The following is a 26,345-nucleotide window of genomic DNA, read 5'->3' as shown; positions in this document are numbered from 1 at the left end:
CGCGGATTATGCATACAGATAATATGCAAAGCAAGAGCTGAGCTGCATTGGAATTTTGCACTGTGCAAAAGAAAGGCAGAAGTTGTGAGCCCTGATCGAGACCCACTGCCCGCGACCGTTCTGACAGGGTTTCTCGGAGCGGGGAAGACGACCCTCGTCCGCGAAATCCTGGCCAATCCGCGCGGCCAGCGAATAGGCGTCCTGGTCAATGATTTCGGCGAGATCAACATCGACGCGGCACTGATCGTCGAGGGTTCCGCCAACAGCGTCACGCTCAGCAATGGCTGCGTTTGCTGCACGATCCAATCCGAACTGGTGACGGCGATTCGCGACTTGATCGCGTCGCAACCGGATCTCGATCGCATCGTCATCGAAGCCAGCGGCGTCTCGCGATCGCTTCCCCTCGCGGACACGATGATCTCGGAAGAGCTGCAGGGCCTCGTGAGGCTCGACGGCATTTTCTGCCTCGTCGACGCCGCCGCGTTTCCCGATCTCGACTACGCGACGACGGAGCTGGCGATCGACCAGATCACCGGCGCCGACCTGCTCATCCTGAACAAGGTCGACCTCGTCACGTCAGAGGAGGAAGAGAGGTTGCGCACCCAGCTCGGCGGGCTGACGCCGCATCTGCGCATCGTCCCCTCACGGCATGGCGACGTTCCGCTCGACGTCCTTCTCGGCCCCGCCCGCGGCGAGCGCGTCGCGCAGGAAAGCGGCGGTCATCACGACCATGGCAGCCATGATCACGGGGACCATGATCACGTTCACGGGCCCGACTGCGGCTGCGACGCAGCCCATTTGGCCGAGTCTCACACGAAGGACTTTTCCTCCTGGTCGTGGCGAAGCGATGCTCCGTTGGACGAGAAGCTGTTGCGCCCGGCCCTGAAGCGGGTCGGCGCCGGCCTCCTGCGCGGCAAGGGGGTGCTTCGCGTGCGGGGCGAGAGCGGTGCGGAGGAAATCTTCGAATTCCAGCAGGTCGGCAAACGCCGGCAGATGACCGCGATTGCCGACGTCGAAGCGGCCGAAAGCGTGTTCGTGGCCATCGGCCTCAGCGGGCAGGTGGACGATGCCGCTTTCAAGGCGGAGCTCGATGCCTGTCGGTTGAACTGATCCGGGGCCGAAAAACCGTCGCCCGGCCAGAGCGAAACTCAAAATTCCATCGAACGAGGAAAATCCACGATGACCATTGGTGTGGGCGGATCGACGCCTGAGCAGGAACTGGCGAAGATGCAGGACATGTCCGGCGGCGTCGAGTTCATCGACAATGCCGACCGCGAAGCACGGCTGGACAAGGCCCGGGCGCTGATGCGCGAGCAGAAGATCGACGCCCTCTATCTCGATACGACGGTCAATCTCAATTACTTCACCGGCCTGAACCTGAAGCTCACGGAACGGCTTCACGGCGCCATCCTTCCCGCCGACGGGCCGCTGGTCTATCTCAGCCCCGCCTTCGAGGAGCCGAAGACGCGGTCCATGCTCAAGATCGACGGCGACATCCGGGTCTGGGAAGAGCACGAGGATCCGAGCGCGCTGGTCATCGAAACCGTCGAGAGTCTCGGCATTTCGGCCGGCCGGCTCGCGATCGACCCCAATGCCCCGTTCTTCAACGTCGACGGCCTGCGCCGGTCGGGCAACCGCTACGAACTGGTCAACGGCGCCGCGATCACCGGCGCCTGTCGCTCGGTCAAGACCGCCCGCGAGATCGCCCTTTTGCAGCGTTCCAACGAGATCACGCTGGAGGTCCACAAGGCCGCGGCCCGCATCATGCGCGAGGGCATCGGCACGGTCGAAGTCGAGGAGTTCATTCTCGAAGCCTTCCGGCGCCTGGGCGGCAAGGCGCCCCAGGCCGGCCGGCCGATCGTCCTGTTCGGCGAGGCCACGGCCTATCCGCACGGCGTCGACTATCCGCAGACCCTGAAGGATGGCGACATGGTGCTCCTGGATCTCGGCTGCTTCCTCGGCGACTACCGGTCCGACATGACCCGCACCTACGTCTTCGGCAATGCGAATGCGCGCCAGCGCGAGGTCTGGGATCTGGAGAAGGCCGCGCAACTCGCGGGCTTTGCCGCCGCGCAATTGGGCGCGCCCTGCGAAGCGGTGGATGCCGGCGCCCGCGGCCTGATCGAAGCCGCTCCCGGCTTCGAGAAGGACTACAAGACCCCCGGCCTGCCGCATCGCACCGGCCACGGCATCGGCATCGAAGTCCACGAAGAGAGCTACATCGTCAGGAACAACAAGCGGCCGCTGGAGGTCGGCATGTGCTTCTCGATCGAACCGATGATCTGCATCTACGGCGAGTTCGGCATCCGTCTCGAGGATTGCGCCTACATGGCCGAGGACGGGGTTCGCTGGTTCACCACGCCCAGCCACAGCGTCGACGACCCGTTCGGCTACGAGGCCTGAGCGGCTTCCCCATCGAGGTCGTCGATCGAGACGCGGGTCTGGCTTCCCTGTTCTGACGCAACGCTTCGTTGCGCTGGCATTGAGGGAAGTTCGAGTGTAACGCGCATATGACGTCCGTGGCGAGGCTTCCTCGATTTTGGAGCGCCTCGCCACAGCTAGAAGTTCGTACGCGATCCCGCCAGGAGGCCTCATGGAAGACAAGGACAATAGTCCCCCGACCGAGCGCAAGCGCGGCTCGGGCGTCAAAAGGGTCTATGACGTCCTGCGCGACGAGATCCTCGAACTGGCCCTGCCGCCGGGCACTCCCGTCGACGAGGTTCAGTTGGCCGAGCGCTTCGGCATGTCGCGCACGCCGATCCGGGAGGCGCTGGTGCGGCTCGCGGGCGAGGGGCTGGTCGAGACGCTGCCCAATCGTTCGACGATGGTCTCGAACATCGACTTCCTGAATCTCAACACCTTCTTCGATGCGATCACCTTGATGTACCGGGTGACGACCAGGCTGGCGGCGCAGAAGCACAGCGCTGCCGATCTCGATCGCATCCGGGACCTTCAGGAGAAATACGCCCAGACCGTCGCGTCACAGGACGCGCTCGGCATGATCGCCGCCAACCGCGAGTTTCATGCTGCCATCGCCAAGGCCGGGCGCAATCCCTACTACCACTCGTTGATGATCCGCCTGCTCGACGACGGGCGACGTCTCCTGCGGCTGTATTACCAGTCGTTCGACGACCGGTTGCCCGAACGATACGTCGACGAGCACGCGCAGATCATCGACGCCATCGCCCGTGGCGACGTCGAGGCGGCGGACAGGCTTGCCCGCGTTCATGCCGACCAGATCGTCGCGCAGATCCAGCGCCTGCTCGCGACGGACGCCCGTCAGCATCCGGCGCTCTGAACGGTTCGAGAAGGGTGCATATTTTTTGTCGACAATGAATATGCAAAATCTGTAAGGTCTATGAATGAGCACGGATTGCCGTGTGCCGGCCAAGGAGCGCCCCTATGTCATCGAATGTATTTCAAGGTGTCATCCCGGCCTTGATGACGCCGTGCAAATCCGATCGCTCGCCCGATTTCGTCGCGCTGGCTCGCAAGGGACGCGAACTCGTCGACCTCGGCATGAACGCGGTCGTCTATTGCGGCTCGATGGGCGACTGGCCGCTTCTGACCGACGAGCAGCGCATGGAGGGCGTGCGACATCTCGTCGAAGCCGGTGTGCCGACCATCGTCGGGACGGGTGCGGTCAACACCAAGATCGCCGCGGCACATGCGGCGCATGCGGCGAGCGTCGGCGCGAAAGGGCTGATGGTCATTCCCCGCGTCCTGTCGCGCGGCACCTCGCCGGCAGCGCAAAGGGCGCACTTCTCGGCCGTGCTGGAGGCCGGCGGCGACCTGCCGGCGGTCATCTACAACAGCCCCTATTACGGCTTCGCCACCCGCGCCGACCTCTTCTTCGAGCTGCGTCGCGCCCATCCGAACCTCGTCGGCTTCAAGGAGTTCGGCGGCGCGCAGGATCTCTCCTACGCCGCCGAGACCATCACGTCGGGCGACGACGCCCTGACCTTGATGGTCGGCGTCGACACCAACGTCGTCCACGGCTACGTCCGCTGCGGCGCGCGCGGCGCGATCACCGGCATCGGCAACGCCTTGCCGCGAGAGGTGCTCCAGCTCGTCTCGCTCTGCGAGAAGGCCGCCGCCGGCGATCCCGTGGCGCGCCGGCAGGCCCAGGAGCTGGACGAGGCGCTGATGGTTCTGTCGCGCTTCGACGAAGGCACCGATCTCGTCCTGTACTACAAGCACCTGATGGTGTTGAACGGCGACGAGGAATACCGACTGCACTTCAACGAGACCGATGAACTGAGCCCCGCACAAAAGGCCTTCGCCGAGGCGCAATATGCCCTCTTCAAGGCCTGGTACGCCGATTGGTCGGGCAAGAGCGCCTGACGCGTCTCGAGGGTAGGCCGATGAAGAGAGCGCTCGACCGAGATGCCGAAACCGTCGTCATCGGCGGCGGCATCGTCGGCATCTGCTCCGCCCATGTGCTGGCGGAAAGGGGTTCGAGCGTCATCCTCGTCGAGCGCGGCGAGATCGCCAGGGGTGCCAGCTTCGGCAATGCCGGCGCCTTCGCCTTTTCCGACATCCTGCCGCTCGCCTCTCCGGGCATCATGCGCCGGGCCCCGCGCTGGCTCGCCGATCCGCTCGGCCCCTTGAGCGTTCGCCCCGCCTATCTGCCGAAGATCGCGCCGTGGCTCTGGCGCTTCTGGCGCGCCAGTTCGGCCGAGGCATGCCGCCATTCCACCCGCGCCCAGGCGGGACTGATGCGGCTCGCCCGCAGCGAGACCCATCGGCTGATCGAGGCGGCTGGTCTGCAGTCGCTTCTGCGCTCCGACGGCAATCTCGAACTCTACGAATCCAGCCGGGAGCTCGATGCGACTCGGGCGAGCTGGGCGGCGCGCGAGCGCGAGGGCATCGAATTCCGCCATCTTGCCGGCGAGGCCATTGCCGAGTACCAGCCGGGCCTGTCGCCGCGCTTCACCCATGCGACATTCGTGCCGGGATGGCAGTCGATCTCCGACCCCTACGACTATGCCAATGCGCTCTGGCAGAGCGCCGCCGCTGCCGGCGCCATGCATCGGCTGGGCGAGGTCTCCGGCATCGAGACCGATGAAGACGGTGTGACGGTCGCTTTGGCGGACGGATCGCGCATCCGCGCCCACCACGCCGTCGTTGCGGCCGGCGCCTGGTCGAAGCCGCTCGCCGCCATGCTCGGCGATCGCATCCCGCTGGACACCGAGCGCGGCTACAACACGACGCTGCCGGCCGATGCCTTCGACGTGAAACGTCAACTCACCTTCGGCGGGCACGGCTTCGTCGTCTCGCGGCTTTCCTCGGGCATCCGGGTCGGCGGCGCCGTGGAATTTGCCGGGCTCGATCTGCCGGCGAACTTCCGGCGGTCCGAGGCGATGCTCCGCAAGGCGAAGAGCTTCCTGCCCGGCCTGCGGACCGAGGGCGGGCGGCAGTGGATGGGCTTTCGCCCCTCGCTGCCGGATTCGCTCCCGGTGATCGGCCGCTCCACCGCCAGTCCGCGCGTCGTTCACGCCTTCGGCCACGGCCATCTCGGCCTCACCCAATCGGCGGCGACCGCCCGCCTCGTCGCCGACCTCGTGACGGACCGCCCGCCCGCCATCGATCTTTCACCCTTTCGCCCGAGCCGCTTCTGACAGGATCCGATCCCATGGCCCGCCATTCCTTCTTCTGCATCGACGGTCACACCTGCGGCAATCCGGTCCGCCTCGTCGCCGGGGGCGGGCCGAACCTTTCGGGCGCGACGATGATCGAAAAGCGCGCGCATTTCCTCGCCGAATTCGACTGGATCCGGACCGCGCTGATGTTCGAGCCACGCGGCCATGACATGATGTCCGGCTCGATCCTCTACCCGCCGACGCGCGCCGATTGCGACGTCGCGATCCTCTTCATCGAGACCTCCGGCTGCCTGCCGATGTGCGGCCACGGCACGATCGGCACGGTGACGATGGCCATCGAGCACGGGCTGGTCACGCCGCGCGAGCCCGGCGTCCTGCGGCTCGACACGCCGGCGGGCGTCGTCGTCGCGACCTATCGCCAGGAGGGCGCGCATGTCGAGGAGGTGCGCCTCGTCAACGTGCCCGCCTTCCTGCATTCGCAGAAGCTGGAGGTCGAAAGCGACGCGCTCGGGAGGCTCGAGGTCGACGTCGCCTATGGCGGCAATTTCTACGCCATCGTCGATCCGCAGGAAAACTTCCGCGACATGGCGGACTTCACGGCCGGCGCGCTCGTCGCGATGTCCGGCCAGCTGCGCCGGGCGCTGAACGAGCGCTACACGTTCGTCCATCCGGAAAAGCCTGAGATCTCCGGCCTGTCGCACATTCTGTGGACCGGTGCGCCGACCGTCCCCGGCGCTTCGGCGCGCAACGCGGTCTTCTACGGCGACAAGGCGATCGATCGCTCGCCCTGCGGCACGGGCACCTCGGCGCGCATCGCCCAATGGGCGGCGAAGGGCCAGCTGAAGCCGGGCGACGACTTCGTCCATGAATCGATCATCGGTTCGCTCTTCAAGGGCCGCGTCGAATCCGTAGCAAAGGTCGGCGACCGCGACGCCGTCGTGCCGTCCATCGCCGGCTGGGCCCGCATGACCGGCCTCAACACCATCTTCGTCGACGACCGCGACCCCTTCGCCTTGGGTTTCCAGGTGGTCTGACGCCGACGGACATCAAACGGGAGGTTCGCCGCCGCCCGTCCGAGGCAACCGGCAGCGATCGACCTCGCGATTATGGGAAGGCATCGGTTCAGCGGCATACGGGCGGCTGTCGGCGTCCTTGCCTGTCCATCTCAGCCAATGACCGCCGCGCGCCAGGTGCGGGGCGACACGCCTTTCCAGCCGAGGAACGCCCGGCTGAAATGTGCGGCATCGCCATAACCGAGTTCGAAGGCCGCTCGTGCGATCGAGCATCCTCGGTCGGCGAGGAGGCGTTCGGCTTCGCGTTCGAGCACTGCCGTGAGAAGCGTTTCGAATGTGAGACCATGTTCGGTGAGGCGCCGCTGCAGCGACCGCTTCGGCATGCCGAGACGGTTGGCGACCCAATCCACCGTCGGGCGGCATTCGAGCAGCCTCAGGCCGATCAGATGTTCGACGCAGGCGACGACGTCGTTGACGATCGGATCGTGGCGATCGTCTTCCGGGGCCTGGGCCGTGGTCGTCGCCGAAACGGACGGATTGGCTGCGGCGAGCCCCGTCGCGGGAAAGACGAGGCCGGCGATGGTGCCGAGCGACAGGTCCGTCGAGAGGACGAGTTCGACCGAACGTCTCGATTGCAGCACCGGCCCGGAGAGGAGCGTTTGCGCCGGCGTCCAGTTGCGGCCGAGAAATCGACGGGTGAGATCCAGCATGTAGCCGAGCGCCAGGATCTCGTTCTTCTGTCGCCCGACTTCGCAGCGCTCGGTCACGACGTAGAACCAGTGAGCCAGGCCATCCCGGACGAAGAACTGCATGCTGGTCGAGGATTGCAAAAGCGATCCCATCGTCAGGCTGGCGCGCGCGATCGCGGCTTCCAGGCCCTTTGCGGCCAAGGCGTACTCGCCATAGGCACCGAGCCCGGAGACGCCCGCCTGAAGCGACAGGCGCGCCGGCAGCGCGAGATCTCCGACTTCTCGGGCGGCACATTCCAGCAGGGTGAGCTGATCGCGCAGCGGGATCATTCGCTCGGGCTGGTCGATCAGCTTGAGCGGCAGCTCGGCCCTGGCAAACACCCGAGCGACGTTGCCGCCGGCCCGCTCGACCGCATCCGCGACAGGCCCCATGGATCGGGCCTTGGTCAGGCCCGGTAGCGTCATCTGGCCTGCCCGAGCCGGAAACTCGCCCAGTGGCGCGAAATGGCAAGAAACGCCGTGCGTTCCGGCTCAGTCTTTGGCCGGACCGGTGGTGGGAGGAGCCAGCGCCGCTTCGACGGGACGGGAGGATGACGGATGGAACCGTTGCGCCAGACGCACGACCATGAGGCGGTCGAGGAGAAGTTGAGCCTCGCCTTGCGAGCGGTTCCCGACGTCGTCGGGACATCCGCCGTCATGCGGCTGCCGGCTTGCGAAGGCGAATGGCGGGCGACGGGCATCGACTTGCTCGAAGGGCAGGAGGTTTCTCTACTGTCGCATGGTGTCCTGTGGATCGCCCGCGAGGCTAACATCGGCGTCGGGCCAAACCTAGCCCTGTGGTACAGGATCGGCGACGGCCCCATCGCCAAGGTCGTCGCCGCGACGTTCAGCTTTCGGGCGGAGCGCAGCGGGCCGTTGTTCCTCATCAACCATCTCGCCGGCCAGTGGCTGGACGAGCGCGGCAGCTTCCACCCTTCGTCCGTTCTGGCCGAGGGAGCCCTGTCGGTCGCCGCGATCGTCTGGAATGGCGGTGCCGGGGAGGGGCTCGCCGCGCTGGCGGAACACGACGCAACCAAGCTCGCCGCAGGCGAGATCGAGCGCCTGGCGACCGAGCGGCCGGTGCCGAAAGGATGGTCGGCGCTGTGGCGGGTGGGCCGGGCGTCAATCTTCTGCGAAGAGGTCGGCGAGGGCCCTGCCAGGATCACCTGCCGGTGCCGGGCCGACGCCGGCATCCTCAAATATCCGATCGACGTCTCGCTGACCCCGGACACCCAGCTTGCATGGTCCTGGCGCGTCGAGAGCCTTCCCTCCGCCGTCGCCGAGGATCAGGCGGCGACGCACGACTATCTGTCCATCGCCGTCGAGTTCGATAACGGTCAGGATCTCACCTATTTCTGGAGTTCCTGCCTTCCGCCCGAGACGTCGTTCCGCTGCCCGCTTCCTTGGTGGGACGCGCATGAGACGCATGTCGTCATTCGGTCCGGAACGGCGGATCTCCATCGCTGGCTCGATGAGCGGCGCTCCATTCTTGCCGACTATCGCAAGGCCGTCGGCGGCGAGGCCCCCTCCCGCATCGTCGGCGTCTGGCTGATCGCCCTCAGCCCATTCCAACGCGGAACCGGGATCTGCGACTACGCAAAGATCCGGATCGAAGATCCTGGAGGCGACGTGTCGGTCGGGCCGCGGCCGTGACGCGGCGCTCCGCCGGAGAAGCTCTCTATCCCCTGTACGACCCCTTCGGACAGGATCGATGAACGTCATCTGCACTGGGAGGACACAGTGAAATCGACGAAACAGGTCAGAGCGGCCCTTGCATCGCTGTTGATGACGGGCGCGATGCTGATGTCAGCAAGCGTATCGGCAGCAAGTGGGACACACAAGGTCGCCGTGATCGCGTTCGACTATTCCGACTCCTCCGGAGAGCCGGAGGATCAGACGGCGGAACATGCCGCCCGCCTCGCGCTGTTTCGAAAGACCCTCGAAGCCGATCTCGACGAGGCAGGGTCGCTCGATACGGCGACTATCCCCTGCATGGCACGCGATTGCACCATCTCGACCATGCGGGCCGCCGATCTCTTGGCAGAGTGCCGGGCGGCCGGGTTGGATTTTCTGGTCTTCGGCGGCGTCCACAAGATGAGCACGCTCGTCGGCGGGGGCCGGGTCCTGGTGCTTGACGTGGCCGAGAACAAGTTCGTCTTCGAGCGTATGATCTCGTTTCGCGGCGACGACGACGAGGCCTTCGTCCGCGCCGCCAGGTTCAGCGCGCGGGAGATCGTGCGCACCGTCGCCGCGGAAAAATCCGACGGGCATTGAGCCGGCCGGCACGGACGCGTCCCGCTCGTGGAACGCACGGCGCCTTGTCCGGCGACGGGGCAGGGCGCCTGCCGGCGACCGTCAGAACGCCAGCGCCGCGCCGTCGGCGCGCGGGTCGCTCGCCCCTTCGAGAACGCCGGAGGGATGGCGCACCACGGCGCCGGCATGGCCGGCCATGTCGGAAAAGGCGGCGATGATCTCGGTCTCGTGGCCGGCGGCCTTCAGTGCCGCGACGAGGGCGGGATCGAAGCGGTCCTCGAGCTTCAGCGTCGTCGTCGCGTCGCCCCAGGTCCTGCCGAGCAGCCAGCGCGGCGCCGTCACCGCCTCTTGCAGTCCCTGGTCGAACAGCGCGTAGCGGGTGAAGATCGCGGATTGCGTCTGCGGTTGGCCCTCGCCGCCCATCGTGCCATAGGCCATCACTCGCCCGTCGGACAGTTCGGCCAGCGCCGGGTTCAGCGTGTGGAACGGCTGCCGCCGCGGGCCGATCTGATTGGGGCCGGGGGTGAGCGAGAACCCCGCCCCGCGGTTCTGGAAGAACACGCCCGTCTGCGGACAGGTCAGGCCCGAGCCGAACTCCCAGAAGACGCTCTGGATGAAGCTCACCACCGTGCCGTCCCTGTCGGCCGCGCCCATCCAGATGGTGTCGCCGGCCTTGGCGACGTGCGGCCAGGACAGGGCCGTCTTCGTGTCGATCCTGGCCGCGAGCTCGCCGATGATCTCCTCGCTCAGCCATTCGGTCGCCGGCCGCGCCATGTGGTCCGGATCCCCGAGTTCGGCATTCCTCACGATGAAGGCCTGCTTGGTCGCCTCGATCAGCCCGTGGACATGGTCGAAGCTCTCGCCGGCCGTCACGCCGAGCTTGTCGAACAGGGCGAGGATCATCAGCGACGAGGCGCCCTGCGTCGGCGGCACCATGTTGTGGAGCCGGCCGGCGGAGATCGCCACCGACAGCGGCTCGACCGTCTCGGCCGCGAACGCCTCGAAGTCGGACAGCCGCAGCGGCGAGCCGACGTCTTCGAGGAACGCTGCATGGGACCTTGCGATCGGCCCGCGATAATAGGCGTCGAGGCCCTCTTCGGCGAGGCTCCGCAGCGTCCTCGCGAGCGCCGGCTGCCGCAGGATCGCGCCCGCCAGCGGCGGCCGCCCGTCGACGAGGAACGTCTCGGCAAAGCCCGGCACGTCCTTCAGGCCGTCGAGCTTCGCCGCCGTGCAGTCGGCCTGGTTGCCGGTGACCACCATGCCGTTTTCGGCATAGCCGATTGCCGCTTCGAGCAGCGCTTCGAGCGGAAGCCGGCGGGCCGGATCGACGAGACCCAGCGCCGTCTGCCACCCGGAGATCGTGCCGGGCACGGTCAGCGCCGCATGCGGCCCCCGCGTCGGCATCGCCTCGCCGTGGCCGCGCGTCGCATACCACTCCGGCGTTGCGAGCCCGGCCGCCCGACCGCAGCCGGAGATGCCGACCGGTTTCTCGCCCGGCCGGTGGACGATCCAGAAGCCGTCGCCGCCGATGCCGTTCATGTGCGGATAGACGACGGCGATGGTGGCGGCGGCCGCGACCATCGCCTCGATGGCGGTGCCCCCCTTGGCGAGAACCGCCTGCCCGGCGAGCGCCGCGGCAGTGTGAGGGGCGCTGATGCATCCATTCAGCCCCCTGGCGCTATTCAGCATCATCGTTCCTCCTCACCAGCCGATAGCATCCGGCAGCTACGATGCCGCTTATGGCAAGAGCTATAGCAGAGAAAGTCCGCGGCGCTGCGTCACCCAGCCGGACGCTTGCGCCGGGAAATCACGGCAGCTTGTTCGCAAACAGGCCATCTTCGCCCCGGTCTTCACGCTTTGGCCATATTGCATGGCTTAACCCTGAGGCGAAGGTGGAAACCTTTCGGGGTTGCCTTGGTCCGGGATCGGATGGCGCCGTTTGCCTGCGACGCGACGAGGGGACTTTCGGGTCGCGGCGAAGGGACATTGGATGCCGGCGTCGTGGCGGTAAACTGTTGCCGTCGCGCCAGGACAGGCCGCGGCGCTCCGGAAGATCACGGTCACGTTGGATCGTGGCGAAGGATCCAGGTTCCGCCAGAGCGAATATGCATCTCGGCCGCGCATGACGTCTCGGATGAGGCAGCGCGGACGGGGATCGATGGCTTGGCTTTTCGATGGCGGCTCCGTGGAAGCGGCTTGGCAGGATTCGGGCAGGCTCTGAAGGCCATCTTGACGTGAAACGGGGGCATGAATGACGACCGATCGCACTTCTTCGACGCGCAGGCAGTTTCTACTGGGTGCGGCAACGGCCGGCGCGGCTTTGGTGCCTGGGGCGGCCTTCGCGCAGAATGCGCTGGTCGATCTCCTCAACACGCCGTCGCGCGGCAACTGGGACGACCAGTTCGACACCCGCGGATCGAATGTCCGGCAGGTCGCCTCGAACACGCCGATCTTTTCGCAAGACACGCTGATGTCGACCCAGAGCGCCGTCAATGCCTATCAGGGCATCGTGGCCTCGGGCGGCTGGCCCGAGCTGCCGGCCAACGAAAAGCTGCGGATCGGCTCGGAATCGGGGGTGGTTCCGTTGCTTCGCCGGCGCCTCGCGATCGCCGGCGATCTCTCGGCCTCGGCCGGCGCCTCGACGGTCTTCGACAGCTATGTCGACGCGGCGGTCAAGCGGTTCCAGGCAAGGCACGGCATGCCGGCGGACGGCGTCGTCGGCGAGACCACCTACAAGGCGCTCAACGTTCCGGCCCAGCTGCGCCTCAACCAGCTGATCACCAACGTCGCCCGGCTGCAGGAGATGGTGGCCAAGGATCTCGGCCATCGCTTCGTCGTGGTCAACATCCCAGCCGCTTCCGTCGAGGCCGTCGAGAACGGTCAGGTCGTCCAGCGCCATACGGCGATCGTCGGCAAGATCGACCGCCAGTCGCCGATCCTCGAATCGAAGATCACCAACCTCAATCTCAATCCCTACTGGCACGCGCCGGCCTCGATCGTCCGCAAGGACATCATCCCGCTGATGCGCAAGAATCCGAAATATCTCGAAGAATCGAACATCCACATCTATGACGGCCAGGGCAACGAGATCCCGCCCGAGACGATCGACTGGAACACCGAGGACGCGGTGAAATACCTGTTCCGCCAGGATCCGGGCAAGAACAACGCCATGGCTTCAGTGAAGATCAACTTCCCGAACCCGCATGCGGTCTATATGCATGACACCCCGCAGCAGGGCCTGTTCTCCAACCTCATGCGGTTCGATTCCTCGGGCTGCGTGCGCGTCCAGAACGTCCGCGATCTGATCGTCTGGATCGCCCGCGACGAGCCGGGCTGGGACCGCCAGCGCATCGAGCAGGTGATCGCCTCGCGCCAGCGCCAGGACATCGACCTGACTGCGCCGGTGCCGGTCTTCTTCACCTATGTCACGGCCTGGGCGACCGATCCGAACGTCGTGCAGTTCCGCGACGACATCTATCACCGCGACGGTTCCGAGCAACTGGCGATGAGCGAGCTGACCGCCACGGCCTACAGCGGCGGCGAGCAGAACCCTTACGCCCAGGGCGACGACATCTTCCAGTAAAGGCAGAGCTGAGGCTTTAGCCATCGCCGATCACGTCGAAAGGCGCCCGCGGGAAACCGCGGGCGCCTTTTTTCGTACGATCTCGAAAATGACCGGCGTTGTGAGCGTGTCGCCATGCCGTCAAATGCGGCCTCAGGAAGCGGGGCCTACGCTCCCGAATTAGCTCTGCCGGGCTCGACCAAGGGGTTTGGCGGTCGTCTTGTACAGCCCGAAGCAGGTTCGGGTTTCAGCGTCTTTCGGCGCCTCGTTCACCGCTCGAAAGCGGGCAGGGCGTCGAAGGCGCTCTTCAGCGCGTCGGACCAGCCGTCGGAGATCGTGCGATAATATTCGTCCCGCTGGTCGAAGCGACGGCGGTAGCCTTTGACGCAGCTGTCCTTTTCGTAGAACTGCATGTCGATCGGCAGGCCGACCGAGAGGTTCGACTTGATGGTCGAATCGAAGGAGACCAGCAGAAGCTTGGCGCAGTCCTCCAGCGACATTTCCGGGTCGTAGGTCCGGATGATGATCGGCCGGCCGTATTTGTGCTCGCCGATCTGGAAGAAGGGATTGTCGCGGCCCGCCTCGATGAAGTTGCCTTCCGGATAGATCATGAACAGGCGCGGGCGCCCGCCCTTGATCTGGCCGCCGAGGATGAAGGAGGCGGAGAACACCGCGTCGGCGCTCTGGCCGCCCTGGGCGCTGCCGGAGATCACTTCCTTGACGGTCTCGCCGATCAGGGTCGCCGTCTGGAACATCGATGGCTGGGTGAGGATGCTCGGCTGGCGTTCGGCCGGCGCCAGCTTGCGCTCGTCGAGCAGCGAGACGGTCGCCTGGGTCGTCGCCAGATTGCCGGCCGAGAGCAGACAAAGGAAGCGCTCGCCCGGCACTTCCCAGGTCTTCATCTTGGAGACGACGGAAATGTTGTCGAGGCCGGCATTCGTCCGCGTGTCGGACATGAACACCAGGCCGCGCTCCACCAGAAGCCCAACGCAGTAGGTCATCGAAGTCAGTTGCCTCGCAGTGCAGAGGACGTCGCCCCTGCTCGGGGCGATCATTCGGCGAAAAAAAGCCTGGTGACAACTAACAGATCAGACTTGCCCAAAACCTTTTTGATGCCCTGCGGCGACAATGTGTCACCTACCGTGCCGGAAACGATCGCCGGCGGTCGGCGGAGGCCGCCGACGAGGGCGGCCGAGCGCGGTTCAATGCTTCCCGTTCAAGCGGTCGGATAGAAGCGGTAGTTCTGGCCGATCTCCTGGGCGAGGCGATTGTTGTCGCGGATGAACACCTCGATGAATTCGTGCAGACCGCCGTCGATGGTCTGCCGGACGCTCGTGTCGGAAAGCCGCTGGTTGATCTCTGTCGCCGTCTCGAAGCAGGGGTGGCGGACCTCGTAGTTGCGGTTGAGGTACTTCAGGCTTTCCTCGATCACCGTGTAGCAATAGGCCAGCGAGCGCGGCATGCGGCGATTGAGCATCAGGAAGTCGATGATGTTCACCGCCCGGTACTCGCCGTCATACTCCCAGGCATAGGAGCGGTGCGCGGAGACCGAGCGCAGGATCGAGCGCCACTGGAAGTTGTCGAGCGCCGAGCCGACCTGGCTATGCTCGGGCAGGAGCAGCCAGTATTTGACGTCGAGGATGCGGGCGGTGTTGTCGGCGCGCTCGATGAAGGCGCCGAGATTGCAGAAGTCGAAGATCTCGTTGCGCAGCATCGTCGTCTGGAACGTGCCGCGGATGAGTGCGCCTTGCCGCTTGACGAGGTCGATCACGGCAGGGAGCTCGCGCGCCGTCACGGGAGAGGAGAGCCGCCGCTGGATCACCAGCCAGCTTTCGTTCACCGCCTCCCAGAGCTCGCGGCTGAGCGCCGTGCGCACCATGCGCCCGTTGGTGCGGGCGGTTTCCAGCGAGGCGCGCACGCTCGACGGGTTGTCCCGGTCGCGCAGCATGAAGTCGACGACGGTGTCGGGATCATGGTCCTGGTGCTTGGCGGCATAGGCGGCCTCGACCCCGGCCGAGACCAATACCGATTGCCACTCGTCGGGCTCGGAGGACAGGTTGGTGAGGGCGATGCGCTGGCCGGCGTCGAGCAGGCGGGCGGTGTTTTCGGCCCGCTCGATGTAGCGGAACATCCAGAACAGGCCGTTTGCGGTGCGTCCGAGAAGTGCCATCGCTCAGTCCCTCAAAACCCAGGTGTCCTTGGTGCCGCCGCCCTGGCTGGAATTGACCACCAGAGAGCCCTCCTGGAGGGCGACGCGGGTCAGGCCGCCGGGAATGATGCGGACCTTGTCGGAAACGAGGACGAAGGGGCGCAGGTCGACGTGGCGCGGCGCCAGCCCGCCGTCGACGAGGATCGGCACGGTGGAGAGCGCCAGCGTCGGCTGGGCGATGTAGTTGGCCGGCCGCTTCTTCAGCTTCTCGGCGAAGATCTCCCGCTCCTCCCGCGTCGAGGTCGGGCCGACCAGCATGCCGTAGCCGCCGGAGCCGTGCACCTCCTTGACCACTAGCTCTTCCAGATGTTCGAGCACGTATTTCAGGCTGTCGTCCTCGGCGCATCGCCAGGTCGGCACGTTCTGCAGCTTGGCCTTGTCGCCGGTGTAGAACTCGACGATCTCCGGCATGTAGGAATAGATCGCCTTGTCGTCGGAAATGCCGGTGCCCGGCGCGTTGGCGATGGTGATGCCGCCGTTCTTGTAGACCTCCATGATGCCGGGAATGCCGAGCACCGAATTGGGATTGAACACCTTCGGATCGAGGAAGGCGTCGTCGACCCGGCGGTAGATCACGTCGATCGGCTTGTAGCCCTCGGTGGTGCGCATCTGGATGCGCCCGTCGATCTCGGCGACGTCCGAGCCCTCGATCAGCTCGACGCCCATCTGGTCGGCGAGGAAGGCGTGCTCGAAGAAGGCCGAGTTGTAGATGCCGGGGGTGAGCACGGCGATCGTCGGCGTGCCTTCGCAGGCCGGCGGCGCGACCGCGGCGAGCGAGCGGCGCAGGTGGTGAGGATAGGTCTCGACCGGCCGCACCCGGTTCTGCGCGAACAGCTCGGGAAACATCTGCATCATCGTCTCCCGGTTCTCGATCATGTAGGAGACGCCGGAAGGGGTGCGTGCATTGTCCTCCAGCACGTAGAACTCGTTCTCGCCGCAGCGCACGATGTCGGTGCCGATGATGTGAGTGTAGACGCCGCCGGGCGGCCGAAACCCGCGCATTTCCTCCAGAAACGCCTCGTTGCCGGCGATCAGCCGTTCCGGCACGATCCCGGCCTTGATGATTTCCTGATCGTGGTAGAGATCGTCGAGAAAGGCGTTGAGCGCGGTGACGCGCTGTTCGATCCCCTCGGCCAGGTTGTCCCATTCGGCCTTCGCCATGATGCGGGGCACGAGGTCGAACGGGATCAGCCGTTCCGCCGCTTCCTCCTGCCCATAGACGTTGAAGGTGATCCCGGTGCGCCGGAAGAAGGCTTCCGCCTCGCCGGCCTTTTCGCCGAGCGCGTCCGCGTCCTGTTCCCTGAACCATTCGTAGAATCGCGCATAGGGATCGCGGACGTCTCCCTCCGGAATCAGCATCTCGTCGAATGATTTCACTGGCACCCTCCGTCCACGGTCACAGTCAAAGAGAAAGCCATTTGGCGGAAAATCAAGCCATCCCTTCGATTTGTGTGAGATTGATTAAGATCTGATCATATTGCAGTGCCAGAACGACCGAGTGTGCCAAGGTTTATAGCAGTTCGATGCAGCAGCGACGACCTCGCCGGATGGTGGCGCCGCTGCGGCTCTGGCTGCAAAGGTTTGCCAGCGGCCGTCCTCCCACATTACACATGCCCGGTTTGGAGGACCGGCAGGCGATGGGAAAAATGCGGGACGAGGGAACGACGCGGCTGGACGAGGCGGCACGGGCCGGCTGGCTGTACTACGTCGCCGGCAACACCCAGGACCAGATCGCCGCCAAGCTCGGCATTTCCCGGCAGGCCGCCCAGCGGCTGGTCTCGCAATCGGTGTCGGCGGGCCTCGTTCGCGTGCGCATCGACCACCCGATCGCCGCCTGCCTCGAGCGGGCGGAGAGCCTGAAGCAGCGCTTCGCCCTCAATTACTGCGAGGTCGTGCCGTCCGATCCCGCCTCCGCCTCGACGACCCTCGGCGTCGCCGAGGCCTGCGCCGCCGAGATGGAGCGGCACCTGAAGCGGGAGGCGCCGACGATCCTTGCCGTCGGAACCGGCCGGACGCTGCGCGCGGCGGTCGAGCACCTGCCGCCGATGACCGCGACCCAGCACCGCATCGTCTCGCTCACCGGCAACATCGCCCCGGACGGCTCGGCCTCGGTCTACAACGTCATCTATTCGATGGCCGAACAGGTCAATGCGCGGCATTATCCGATGCCGCTGCCGGTCGTCGTCTCGACGCCGGAGGAGCGCCAGCTCCTGCATCAGCAGAAGGTGGTCGAGATGACCCTGCAGCTCGCGGCAAAGGCCGAGGTGACTTTCGTCGGCGTCGGCGAGATCTCCGCCAAGGCGCCGCTCGTCCTCGACGGCTTCATCACCGGCCAGGAGCAGGAAGACCTGACACGGCAGGGCGCCGCCGGCGAGATCGTCGGTTGGGTTTTCGATACGTCCGGCCAGCTGATCGACTGCCGCTTCAACGAGCGGGTGGCCAGCGCTCCCATTCCCTCGACCCGCCACGGCGACGTCATCGCCGTCGCCATGGGCCCGGCCAAGACCTCGGCGATCCGGGCCGCCGCGACTGGCGGGCTGATCAACGGCCTGATCACCGACGAGGCGACGGCCGAGCGGCTGTTGGGCTGAGCCGTCGCAAAATCGGGCGCAAATGCGTGGTTGTGGCCAGGGCAGGGAGGGACGGGCGAGACGGTTCGGCGCTGTCATGAGCCTCGCTGGCGCGGGGCTGCTTTGGCGCCGCGGGCACTCGCATCTATCGCACTGCACGATTGCATCTGACCCGCACGTCTGGTTCCCTGTTTGGGCAGAGGGTCGAAGGCTCGGCTGCTGCACTGCCGCATGGAATTCGATTGACATTCCGCCGCCGACGGTGAAGTTTTGCCCCGCCATTGAACAAATGCTCATCTCAGAGCTGGGAGGCTTCCATGAGATTTTCCATGCTGACGGCGAGCGCATGCGCGCTGATCGCCGTCGCGGCGACGTCCGCCCAAGCGCAGACGACGCTGACGATCGGCACCGTCAACAACTCCGACATGATCCGCATGCAGGGTCTGACGCCCGAATTCGAGAAGGCGCATCCGGACATCAAGCTGAACTGGGTGACGCTGGAGGAAAACATCCTTCGCCAGCGCGTCACCACCGACATCGCCACCGGCGGCGGCCAGTTCGACGTCATGACCATCGGCACCTACGAAGTGCCGATCTGGGCCAAGCAGGAATGGCTGAAGCCGCTCGACGGCCTCGGCGACGACTACGACGTCGACGACCTGATCCCGGCGATCCGCTCGGCGCTGTCCTCCGACGACAAGCTCTATGCCGCGCCGTTCTATGCCGAGAGCGTGCTGACGCTCTACCGCAAGGATCTGTTCGAGAAGGCCGGGCTGACCATGCCCGAGAAGCCGACCTGGGACTTCATCGCGGAAGCCGCCGAGAAGGTCACCGACAAGGATGCCGGCGTCTATGGCATCTGCCTGCGCGGCAAGCCGGGCTGGGGTGAGAACATGGCCTTCCTCGGCAACATGGCCCGCGAGTTCGGCGCCAACTACTTCGATGCCGACTGGAAGCCGCAGTTCGAGAGCGAGGGCTGGAAGAAGGCCGTCACCCTCTATGTCGACCTGATGACCAAATACGGTCCTCCGGGCGCCGCCTCCAACGGCTTCAACGAGAACCTGCAGCTGTTCGGCCAGGGCAAGTGCGGCATGTGGATGGACGCCTCCGTCGCGGCCTCCTTCGTGACCGATCCCAAGCAGAGCCAGGTGCCCGATCAGGTCGGGTTCGCGCCGGCGCCCTGCGGCGTCGAAGGCTGCCCGAACGACGGCTTCAACTGGCTGTGGGCGTGGTCGCTGGCGATCCCGAACTCCTCGCAGAAGGCCGAGGCGGCGCAGACCTTCATCTCCTGGGCGACGTCGAAGGAATATCTCGAGCTCGTCGCCGAGAAGGAGGGCTGGGCCAACGTGCCTCCCGGCACCCGCACCTCGCTCTACGAGAACCCGAAATACACCGAGGCGGCGCCTTTCGCCGATGCGACGCTGAACGCCATCCAGCACGCCGATCCCTCGCCGACCGACGACAAGCCCTATTACGGCCTGCAGTTCGCGGCGATCCCTGAGTTCCAGGGTCTCGGCACGGCGGTCGGCCAGCAGATGGCGGCGGCGCTTTCCGGTTCGACCTCGGTCGAACAGGCGCTGACGCAGGCCCAGGCGCTCGCCACCCGCGAAATGACCCGCGGCGGTTACATCAAGAACTGATCGCGAGACGATCACCTCGTCGATCACGAGACGGGTACGGGCGGCCGCCAAACGAGCTGCCCGGCCCCAGACCTTCAGGGAGGAAGGCCGAGTTCTGAAAGCGCTGCCGAATGGCGGCCCCCGAATTCGTTCCCGACATCGCCATCCTCCCAATACGCTTGCGTCCCCGCCCTTCGGCATGTCGAATGCCCGAAGGGTCGGAGGCGAGGCGAGATGCAGACCGGCGGCCGCCTTTCGATGCGCGGCTGCCTCTCATCCGCGCTCTTCAAGCCGGCGCGCGGCGGCAGAACGGGCAAGTGGCATGGCGACCCTGCATACCAAGAGCGCGGCGCGCGCGATGATGGCGCCGGCGGTGATCGTCCTCCTGATCTGGATGATCGTGCCGCTGGCGATGACGCTGTATTTCTCGACGCTGAACTACACGCTCTACAACCCGTTCTCGACGCCCTTCGTCGGCTTCGAGAACTACAGCTACTTCCTCACCGATCCGACCTTCCTCGCCGCGCTGGCCAACACGCTGGTGCTGGTTCTCGGCGTCCTCGCCATCACGGTGGGCGGCGGCATCCTGATCGCATTGCTGCTCGACCAGGACTTCTACGGGGTCAACATCGTCCGGCTCCTGGTGATCGCCCCCTTCTTCGTCATGCCGACGGTCGCCGCGCTGGTCTGGAAGAACATGATGATGAACCCGGTCTACGGCGTCATCGGCCAGCTTCTCCAGTCGATCGGCCTCGCTCCGATCGACTGGATGACCGACGTGCCGCTCCTGTCGATCGTCATCATCGTCGCCTGGCAGTGGCTGCCCTTCGCCACGCTCATCCTTCTCACCGCGCTGCAGTCGCTGTCGATGGATCAGAAGGAAGCCGCGGAGATGGACGGGGCCAAGGCGCTGTCGATCTTCTGGTACATCACGCTTCCCCACATGAGCCGGGCGATCACCGTGGTGATCCTGATCCAGACGATCTTCCTGTTGTCGATCTACGCCGAGATCCTGGTGACGACGCAAGGCGGGCCGGGCTCGCAGTCGACCAACATCACCTATCTCGTGGCCCAGCAGGCGACCTCATACGGCGACATCGGCGCGGCGTCGGCCGGCGGCATCGTCGCCGTCATCCTCGCCAACATCGTCGCGATTTTTCTCGTCCGCCTCATCGGCAAGAACCTGGACGCGTGAGGGAGGACTGAAGATGGCACGCAACGTCACCAAGGGGCGCAAGATCGGCACGACCATCCTCGCCTGGTTCGTCGGGCTGGTGATCTTCTTCCCGATCCTCTGGACCTTCCTCACCTCCTTCAAGACCGAGCTGCAGGCGATCTCGATCCCGCCGGTCTTCGTCGGCTTCGACTGGACACTGGAGAACTACGCGACCATCCAGACCCAGTCGAACTACTTCCACTTCATGGCGAACTCGATCTACCTGTCGCTCGGCTCGACGGCGCTCGGGCTGATCTTCGCCATCCCCGCCGCCTGGGCGATGGCATTCTCGCCGACGAAGCGCACCAAGGACGTCCTCCTCTGGATGCTGTCCACCAAGATGCTGCCCGCCGTCGGCGTGCTGATCCCGGTCTATCTGATGTTCATCCGATTCGGCCTCCTCGATTCCCGGCTGGGGCTGATCGTCGTCCTGTTCCTGATCAACCTGCCGATCATCGTCTGGATGCTCTACACCTACTTCAAGGAGATCCCCGGCGAGATCCTGGAAGCGGCGCGCATGGACGGGGCCAGTCTGCGCAAGGAGATCACCCAGGTGCTGGCGCCGATGGCGGTGCCGGGGATCGCCTCGACGATCCTCCTCAACGTCATCCTGTCGTGGAACGAGGCGTTCTGGACGCTCAATCTGACGACCTCGAACGCTGCGCCGCTGACCGCCTTCATCGCTTCATTCTCCAGCCCCCAGGGCAATTTCTACGCCAAGCTCTCGGCCGCCTCGATGCTCGCCATCGCCCCGATCCTGATCGTCGGCTGGTTTTCGCAGAAGCAGCTGGTGCGCGGCCTCACCTTCGGCGCCGTCAAGTAAGGAATTCCGCCATGGGACAGATCCATCTCGAAAAGGTCCGCAAGGCCTTCGGCGACGTCGTCATCATTCCCGAACTCGATCTTCAGATCGAGGACGGCGAGTTCGTCGTCTTCGTCGGCCCGTCCGGCTGCGGCAAGTCGACCCTGCTCAGGCTCATCGCCGGGCTCGAGGACGTCACCGGCGGCAAGATCGTCATCGACGGCAAGGACGCGACGACGCTGCCTCCGGCCAAGCGCGGCCTCGCCATGGTGTTCCAGTCCTACGCGCTCTACCCGCATATGAGCGTCCGCAAGAACATCGCCTTCCCGCTGAAGATGGCCGGTATGGACAAGGCCGAGATCGACAAGCGGGTCGACTATGCGGCGAAGACGCTGAACCTCGACAACTACATCGACCGGCGGCCCGGCCAGCTCTCCGGCGGCCAGCGCCAGCGCGTTGCCATCGGCCGGGCGATCGTGCGCGAGCCGGAGGCGTTCCTGTTCGACGAGCCGCTGTCGAACCTCGACGCCGCCCTGCGCGTCGGCATGCGGCTGGAGATCTCCGAGCTGCACCAGCGGCTGAAGACGACGATGATCTACGTCACCCACGATCAGGTCGAGGCGATGACCATGGCCGACAAGATCGTCGTCCTCAGGGCCGGCAACATCGAGCAGGTCGGCTCGCCGCTGGAGCTCTATCTCCATCCGCGCAACACCTTCGTCGCCGGCTTCATCGGCTCGCCGAAGATGAACCTCCTCGGCGGCAATGAGGCCGCGAAGTATCAAGCGGCGACCATGGGCGTGCGTCCCGAGCACATCAGGCTGTCGACCGCGGACGGCGCCTGGAAGGGCACGGTGAAGGTTTCCGAGCATCTCGGCTCCGACACCTTTCTGCACGTCGAATCGCCGGTCCATGACGAGCCGCTGACGGTGCGCGCCGGCGGCGAGTTTCCGGTGCATGCCGGCGACGTCGTCTATCTGACGCCGGAACCGGACAAGGTTCACCGCTTCGACGACAAGGGTCTCGCCATGAAGGGCAACGGCCGGGCGATCGGCTGACGCCGCGCCGTCTCCTTGAGCGGGCTCTTCCCGCGCCAGTTCCGTCGAGCCCGGCTGCCGAGCGAGCCTTCCCCCGGGCGGCCGCGGCGTCTATCGAATTCTCCCCCGCGCGGGATCGTCCCGCCGCGGCAACGACAAGATCCTCAGGAGACCTGCCATGAGCGTTAGGCTTTCCGCCGCCACCCTCGAAGACATCGCCGGCAAGGCCGCCGTGCCCGGCTACGACCGCGCCAAGCTCGTCCCCGGCATCCTGCATTTCGGCGTCGGCAACTTCCACCGCGCCCATCAGGCGGTCTATCTCGACGATCTGTTCGAGACCGGCGAGGGGCACGACTTCGCCATCGTCGGCGCCGGCGTCATGCCGTCCGACGCCGCGATGCGCGACAAGCTCGCGGGCCAGGACTACCTCACCACCGTCGTCGAGCAGGACAACGCCCGCACCAGCGCCCGCGTCACCGGGCCGATGGTCGACATGCTGCCCGTCGGCGATGCCGCGGCGATCGTCGAGAAGCTGGCAGACCCGGCGATCCGCATCGTCTCCATGACCGTCACCGAGGGCGGCTACTTCATCGATTCCGACGGCGTCTTCGACCCAAGCCATCCGGCGATCGCCGCCGACGGTCAGAACCCGGACCAGCCGAAGACGGTCTTCGGCCTGATCGGCGCCGGCCTGAAGCTGCGCGGCGAGCGCGGCATCCAACCCTTCACCGTCATGTCCTGCGACAACATTCCGCACAACGGCAAGGTCTGCCGCAACGCCGTCGTCGGCACCATGCGGCTGTCCGATCCCGCCTTTGCCGACTGGATCGACCAGACCGTCGCATTTCCGAGCGGCATGGTCGACCGCATCACCCCGGCCACCAGCCAGCGCGAGATCGACCATTGCCGGGAGACCTTCGGCATCGACGACGCCTGGCCGGTCTATTGCGAGGAATTCAAGCAGTGGGTGCTGGAGGACGATTTTCCCGCCGGCCGCCCGGCGCTGGAAAAGGTCGGCGTCCAGTTCGTGCCGGACGTCTCACCCTACGAGACCATGAAGATCCGCATCCTCAATGGTGGCCACGCCATCATCGCCTATCCGGCGGGCCTCATGGACGTCCATTTCGTTCATGAGGCGATGGAGACCGACCTCGTCGCCCGCTTCCTCGACAAGCTCGAGGCCGAAGAGGTCCTGCCGATCGTCCCGCCGGTGCCGGACACCGACCTTGCCGACTACTACGCGCTGATCAAGCGCCGCTTCGCCAATCCGAAGATCGGCGACACCGTGCGCCGGCTCTGCTTCGACGGCTCGAACCGCCAGCCGAAATTCATCATCCTGTCGATCCTCGACAATCTGAAGGCCGGCCGCGACCCGGTGGGCCTGGCGCTCGAGTCGGCTCTCTGGTGCCGCTACTGCCGCGGCGTGACCGACAGCGGCAAGACGATCGAGCCGAACGATCCGAACTGGGGCCACCTCGTCGAGCGCGCCAAGGCGGCCGAGACCGATCCGATGGCCTGGCTGGCGATGAGCGAGGTCTATGGTTCGCTGAAGGACGAGCCGAGGTTCGCCAAGCCCTTCGCCGATTGGCTGGCGATGCTGGCGGAGAAGGGGACGGCGGCGACCTTGAAGGCCTATCTCGGCGAGGGATGATCTCTCCGACCATGCGCGGTCGAAACTCCTGCGGCGGGTGAGGATCTGACCCGCCCGCCGGGTTGAGCCGCAGTCGATCGAGGACGCCGACGCCCCTGCTTTCTCGATTTTGGCCGTGACCTCCGACAACAGTCTGACGACCCGACGAAGGCCACTGAATCATTTCAGCTGGAACTGCCACGATTTCGCGGTCGATTTGTAGTCGAGTTGCGGAGAAAAGACATGCCGGGTGTAAAGAGGCATCGGGATGAGCCAAGGCAAGCTGTTCTCCGGGCCAAGTACTGCCCTGGCATGGAGACGCGCGAATGCGATCGAGAACAAGCCGGGCCCGGTGTTCCACCAGATTCGGCCGTTGAACAATTCCTCCTCCGGCATGCCTATGACGATCTCCATGGCTTCATGCAGCAGGGGATCCTTCTTCGCCAAACTCAAATACATATTCGGCAGTTCGACCGGCGCAACGATGCGTTGAAGCCTGACGCACCGCAGGGCTTTTTCGAAGAAGGGCGGTAGTGACTTGCAGAATTCGTCGGCGTCGATGTAGATCCCGCCATTCTCGTACAGGTAGAATATCCTGAACAGATCGGCTTTCATGGCCGGATGCCCGGCGCGCCTGAATCGCGCGCTGACCTCGCTTCCATAGGTGCGGGCCAGCCAGTCTTCGGCATCCTCTTCGTTGAACAGGGAATAATGAAAGCCGCGCTGTGCCACGGCCTTCCATGTCCTACAGCAACGCTCGACATCGCCCGGGAGGGTTCGACTATCCCAAAACTGCACGATTGCGCGCGGCACTTCCTCGGCGGCGGCGGTATTGGGAAGCATCCGCTGTTTGATGTGGTCGGTGTCGACGACATGCGACAGGTAGAACTGTGAGAGAGAGACTCTCTCTTCATGCGTCCGGCAATTCCTGTCGTGGGCGAGATATGATTTCGATCGCTCTTCCAGCGATTCTTCAGACGTGTCCCGAATGAGTTCGATCGCTGAAAGGAATGACCGAGCGTAGACGTTGCGAAACCGATCGGTCGCAGAGACGGCAGGTTGACGGTCATTGGTATTGCTGACCGACAGAGAAGCATCGATTTCCGTCAGCGCGTGTTCCATGCTTGGACCGTCGAGCCGATACATCGCGGCATAAAGTTCGTGATTCCACGCCGCTTTCCGAAACGAGGCCCGGCCGCTCCGTTTCGCCTTCTCGATAAGTTCTTCATCGTCGATATCGACCATCGATGTGCGAGCTCTCGCGTCAGCGAGGTGCAAACGCAAGCCGAGGGCGTCGTCATCTTGCACGATCAAGGTTCGAGCGTCGTCGAACCAGCCGTTGTTGATGGCGTGGTTCGCAAGTAACGTTCGGATTGGCCCCTCGTGATTCACGGTGCCGACAGCCAATTCGGCTCGTTTCAATTTGTAGAGGGCTGTCTCCAGGCCAAGGAAGCCGAGGATCTGGAAATTGATCGTCCATATGCGGAGCGAATGACGGGATAGTTCTTCCTCTGAGAAAGTGGCAAGCAGGCCCTCGAAGACGGATACGGCCGCGTCGGGATTTCCCCCCCGCAGAAACGCTCCGACTTCATGGGAGACGATGCCAATCAGGTTGTCGATCGCCAGAGATCTCCAATTCGATGCCGGTCCAGTCGCTAAGTATTTTAGAAGAACGTGGCGGGCTTCAGAATGCCGGGATAGTTCACGAAGGGAAATCGCAGAGTCGATCCAGGAACGTTGATCGCCAGGGTGAAGACGAAGCAGCTCTTGAAATTGCGCTAGCGACTTTTCATGATCTCCTTCGTTGCGAGCGTCCAAGGCGCTTTGACGAAGATTGTCGATTTCCTCGGGTGTCGGCATTGGGACTCCATGAAAGTCGGTTTCGAGCAGTGACGGTGCGGCGGTCGTCGCCGACCCAAAGCATCCACCCCTCCCATCGCTGCTGCATTTGATGTTTGGCATATGCCGGCCGCACGGCGTGTCCTCTTAATCTTCTTTCCATGCTATTTTTGGGAAGGAGGACCGAACCATGGGACCGTCACCATCAAGGAAGTCCGCAGGGCCGCGTGATGCGGCCACCAAGGTTGCGCATCATCGCCTGAG

Annotated in this window: 21 protein-coding genes; 15 read left to right on the top strand and 6 right to left on the bottom strand. The window is 65.1% G+C overall.

What is annotated here, in order from left to right:
• Positions 1 to 84 precede the first annotated feature (84 nt).
• From GTK09_RS22505 to GTK09_RS22480, 6 genes are all read left to right on the top strand, one after another.
• Positions 85 to 1,110 carry a CobW family GTP-binding protein gene (locus GTK09_RS22505; protein WP_163465653.1) on the top strand — a complete coding sequence of 342 codons (1,026 nt, stop codon included), beginning with the start codon at positions 85 to 87 and terminating at the stop codon, positions 1,108 to 1,110.
• Between the two features lie 69 nt (positions 1,111 to 1,179).
• Positions 1,180 to 2,403 carry a M24 family metallopeptidase gene (locus tag GTK09_RS22500; protein WP_163465652.1) on the top strand — a complete coding sequence of 408 codons (1,224 nt, stop codon included), beginning with the start codon at positions 1,180 to 1,182 and terminating at the stop codon, positions 2,401 to 2,403.
• A gap of 190 nt (positions 2,404 to 2,593) precedes the next feature.
• Positions 2,594 to 3,298 carry a GntR family transcriptional regulator gene (locus GTK09_RS22495; RefSeq protein WP_163465651.1) on the top strand — a complete coding sequence of 235 codons (705 nt, stop codon included), beginning with the start codon at positions 2,594 to 2,596 and terminating at the stop codon, positions 3,296 to 3,298.
• 104 nt (positions 3,299 to 3,402) lie between these two features.
• A complete protein-coding gene (locus GTK09_RS22490) occupies positions 3,403 to 4,344 on the top strand; it encodes a dihydrodipicolinate synthase family protein (RefSeq protein WP_163465650.1) in 942 nt (313 codons plus the stop codon).
• Positions 4,345 to 4,364: 20 nt separating this feature from the next.
• Complete coding sequence (locus tag GTK09_RS22485) at positions 4,365 to 5,621, top strand: NAD(P)/FAD-dependent oxidoreductase (RefSeq protein ID WP_163465649.1); 1,257 nt, start codon at positions 4,365 to 4,367, stop codon at positions 5,619 to 5,621.
• Between the two features lie 14 nt (positions 5,622 to 5,635).
• On the top strand, positions 5,636 to 6,637 hold the full coding sequence (locus GTK09_RS22480) for a 4-hydroxyproline epimerase (protein ID WP_163465648.1): 1,002 nt from the start codon (positions 5,636 to 5,638) through the stop codon (positions 6,635 to 6,637).
• Positions 6,638 to 6,768: 131 nt separating this feature from the next.
• Here the strand turns inward: GTK09_RS22480 and GTK09_RS22475 are convergent, their stop codons facing one another.
• Positions 6,769 to 7,770: an AraC family transcriptional regulator gene (locus GTK09_RS22475; RefSeq protein WP_163465647.1), complete on the bottom strand. Its 1,002-nt coding sequence runs from the start codon at positions 7,768 to 7,770 to the stop codon at positions 6,769 to 6,771.
• A gap of 132 nt (positions 7,771 to 7,902) precedes the next feature.
• Here GTK09_RS22475 and GTK09_RS22470 point away from each other — a divergent pair, with 132 nt between their 5' ends.
• Positions 7,903 to 8,997 (top strand): DUF3047 domain-containing protein, encoded by a 1,095-nt coding sequence (locus GTK09_RS22470; RefSeq protein WP_246218074.1) that lies wholly within the window; start codon positions 7,903 to 7,905, stop codon positions 8,995 to 8,997.
• 87 nt (positions 8,998 to 9,084) lie between these two features.
• A complete protein-coding gene (locus GTK09_RS22465) occupies positions 9,085 to 9,618 on the top strand; it encodes a DUF2380 domain-containing protein (protein ID WP_163465646.1) in 534 nt (177 codons plus the stop codon).
• An 81-nt stretch (positions 9,619 to 9,699) separates the two neighbouring features.
• On the opposite strand, the gene GTK09_RS22460 is transcribed toward GTK09_RS22465, so the two are convergent.
• Positions 9,700 to 11,286, bottom strand: a complete 1,587-nt coding sequence (locus GTK09_RS22460; protein ID WP_163465700.1) for a gamma-glutamyltransferase family protein — start codon at positions 11,284 to 11,286, stop codon at positions 9,700 to 9,702.
• 562 nt (positions 11,287 to 11,848) lie between these two features.
• Between GTK09_RS22460 and GTK09_RS22455 the strand changes: the two genes are divergently transcribed.
• On the top strand, positions 11,849 to 13,180 hold the full coding sequence (locus tag GTK09_RS22455) for a L,D-transpeptidase family protein (protein WP_163465645.1): 1,332 nt from the start codon (positions 11,849 to 11,851) through the stop codon (positions 13,178 to 13,180).
• Between the two features lie 248 nt (positions 13,181 to 13,428).
• Here GTK09_RS22455 and GTK09_RS22450 read toward each other — a convergent pair whose 3' ends face one another.
• The 3 genes from GTK09_RS22450 to GTK09_RS22440 all read right to left on the bottom strand — a co-directional run bounded on the left by GTK09_RS22450 (position 13,429) and on the right by GTK09_RS22440 (position 16,727).
• Positions 13,429 to 14,160 (bottom strand): proteasome-type protease, encoded by a 732-nt coding sequence (locus GTK09_RS22450; protein ID WP_163465644.1) that lies wholly within the window; start codon positions 14,158 to 14,160, stop codon positions 13,429 to 13,431.
• A 215-nt stretch (positions 14,161 to 14,375) separates the two neighbouring features.
• The gene (locus GTK09_RS22445) at positions 14,376 to 15,329 is read right to left on the bottom strand and encodes an alpha-E domain-containing protein (RefSeq protein ID WP_163465643.1); all 954 of its coding nucleotides are present in this window, start codon (positions 15,327 to 15,329) and stop codon (positions 14,376 to 14,378) included.
• Positions 15,330 to 15,332: 3 nt separating this feature from the next.
• Positions 15,333 to 16,727 carry a circularly permuted type 2 ATP-grasp protein gene (locus GTK09_RS22440; protein WP_163465699.1) on the bottom strand — a complete coding sequence of 465 codons (1,395 nt, stop codon included), beginning with the start codon at positions 16,725 to 16,727 and terminating at the stop codon, positions 15,333 to 15,335.
• 278 nt (positions 16,728 to 17,005) lie between these two features.
• Between GTK09_RS22440 and GTK09_RS22435 the strand changes: the two genes are divergently transcribed.
• The 6 genes from GTK09_RS22435 (at position 17,006) to GTK09_RS22410 (ending at position 24,263) form a co-directional block, all read left to right on the top strand.
• A complete protein-coding gene (locus GTK09_RS22435) occupies positions 17,006 to 17,959 on the top strand; it encodes a sugar-binding transcriptional regulator (RefSeq protein ID WP_246218073.1) in 954 nt (317 codons plus the stop codon).
• A gap of 296 nt (positions 17,960 to 18,255) precedes the next feature.
• Entirely contained in the window at positions 18,256 to 19,578 is a 1,323-nt protein-coding gene (locus GTK09_RS22430) for an ABC transporter substrate-binding protein (RefSeq protein ID WP_163465642.1), read from the top strand.
• A gap of 301 nt (positions 19,579 to 19,879) precedes the next feature.
• Positions 19,880 to 20,752: a carbohydrate ABC transporter permease gene (locus tag GTK09_RS22425; RefSeq protein ID WP_163465641.1), complete on the top strand. Its 873-nt coding sequence runs from the start codon at positions 19,880 to 19,882 to the stop codon at positions 20,750 to 20,752.
• 13 nt (positions 20,753 to 20,765) lie between these two features.
• Positions 20,766 to 21,596 (top strand): carbohydrate ABC transporter permease, encoded by an 831-nt coding sequence (locus tag GTK09_RS22420; RefSeq protein WP_163465640.1) that lies wholly within the window; start codon positions 20,766 to 20,768, stop codon positions 21,594 to 21,596.
• Between the two features lie 11 nt (positions 21,597 to 21,607).
• Complete coding sequence (locus GTK09_RS22415) at positions 21,608 to 22,633, top strand: ABC transporter ATP-binding protein (RefSeq protein ID WP_163465639.1); 1,026 nt, start codon at positions 21,608 to 21,610, stop codon at positions 22,631 to 22,633.
• A 157-nt stretch (positions 22,634 to 22,790) separates the two neighbouring features.
• Entirely contained in the window at positions 22,791 to 24,263 is a 1,473-nt protein-coding gene (locus GTK09_RS22410; protein ID WP_163465638.1) for a mannitol dehydrogenase family protein, read from the top strand.
• A 159-nt stretch (positions 24,264 to 24,422) separates the two neighbouring features.
• Here the strand turns inward: GTK09_RS22410 and GTK09_RS22405 are convergent, their stop codons facing one another.
• Positions 24,423 to 26,102 carry a glycosyltransferase gene (locus GTK09_RS22405; protein ID WP_163465637.1) on the bottom strand — a complete coding sequence of 560 codons (1,680 nt, stop codon included), beginning with the start codon at positions 26,100 to 26,102 and terminating at the stop codon, positions 24,423 to 24,425.
• Between the last annotated feature and the right edge of the window lie 243 nt (positions 26,103 to 26,345).

Source organism: Jiella pacifica (genome assembly GCF_010500815.1).
Classification (GTDB): Bacteria; Pseudomonadota; Alphaproteobacteria; order Rhizobiales; family Rhizobiaceae; genus Jiella; species Jiella pacifica.
Note: the sequence above shows the minus strand (reverse complement) of the source record. Positions and strands in the feature narration are given on the sequence as shown.

Bases quoted from the DNA above. Each gene is read 5' to 3' on its own strand.
- GTK09_RS22500 (WP_163465652.1), top strand. From the start codon at position 1,180: ATGACCATTGGTGTGGGCGGATCGACGCCTGAGCAGGAACTGGCGAAG.
- GTK09_RS22495 (WP_163465651.1), top strand. From the start codon at position 2,594: ATGGAAGACAAGGACAATAGTCCCCCGACCGAGCGCAAGCGCGGCTCG.
- GTK09_RS22490 (WP_163465650.1), top strand. From the start codon at position 3,403: ATGTCATCGAATGTATTTCAAGGTGTCATCCCGGCCTTGATGACGCCG.
- GTK09_RS22485 (WP_163465649.1), top strand. From the start codon at position 4,365: ATGAAGAGAGCGCTCGACCGAGATGCCGAAACCGTCGTCATCGGCGGC.
- GTK09_RS22480 (WP_163465648.1), top strand. From the start codon at position 5,636: ATGGCCCGCCATTCCTTCTTCTGCATCGACGGTCACACCTGCGGCAAT.
- GTK09_RS22475 (WP_163465647.1), bottom strand. From the start codon at position 7,770: ATGACGCTACCGGGCCTGACCAAGGCCCGATCCATGGGGCCTGTCGCG.
- GTK09_RS22470 (WP_246218074.1), top strand. From the start codon at position 7,903: ATGGAACCGTTGCGCCAGACGCACGACCATGAGGCGGTCGAGGAGAAG.
- GTK09_RS22460 (WP_163465700.1), bottom strand. From the start codon at position 11,286: ATGCTGAATAGCGCCAGGGGGCTGAATGGATGCATCAGCGCCCCTCAC.
- GTK09_RS22455 (WP_163465645.1), top strand. From the start codon at position 11,849: ATGACGACCGATCGCACTTCTTCGACGCGCAGGCAGTTTCTACTGGGT.
- GTK09_RS22450 (WP_163465644.1), bottom strand. From the start codon at position 14,160: ATGACCTACTGCGTTGGGCTTCTGGTGGAGCGCGGCCTGGTGTTCATG.
- GTK09_RS22445 (WP_163465643.1), bottom strand. From the start codon at position 15,329: ATGGCACTTCTCGGACGCACCGCAAACGGCCTGTTCTGGATGTTCCGC.
- GTK09_RS22440 (WP_163465699.1), bottom strand. From the start codon at position 16,727: ATGCTGATTCCGGAGGGAGACGTCCGCGATCCCTATGCGCGATTCTAC.
- GTK09_RS22435 (WP_246218073.1), top strand. From the start codon at position 17,006: ATGGGAAAAATGCGGGACGAGGGAACGACGCGGCTGGACGAGGCGGCA.
- GTK09_RS22430 (WP_163465642.1), top strand. From the start codon at position 18,256: ATGAGATTTTCCATGCTGACGGCGAGCGCATGCGCGCTGATCGCCGTC.
- GTK09_RS22425 (WP_163465641.1), top strand. From the start codon at position 19,880: ATGGCGACCCTGCATACCAAGAGCGCGGCGCGCGCGATGATGGCGCCG.
- GTK09_RS22420 (WP_163465640.1), top strand. From the start codon at position 20,766: ATGGCACGCAACGTCACCAAGGGGCGCAAGATCGGCACGACCATCCTC.
- GTK09_RS22415 (WP_163465639.1), top strand. From the start codon at position 21,608: ATGGGACAGATCCATCTCGAAAAGGTCCGCAAGGCCTTCGGCGACGTC.
- GTK09_RS22410 (WP_163465638.1), top strand. From the start codon at position 22,791: ATGAGCGTTAGGCTTTCCGCCGCCACCCTCGAAGACATCGCCGGCAAG.
- GTK09_RS22405 (WP_163465637.1), bottom strand. From the start codon at position 26,102: ATGCCGACACCCGAGGAAATCGACAATCTTCGTCAAAGCGCCTTGGAC.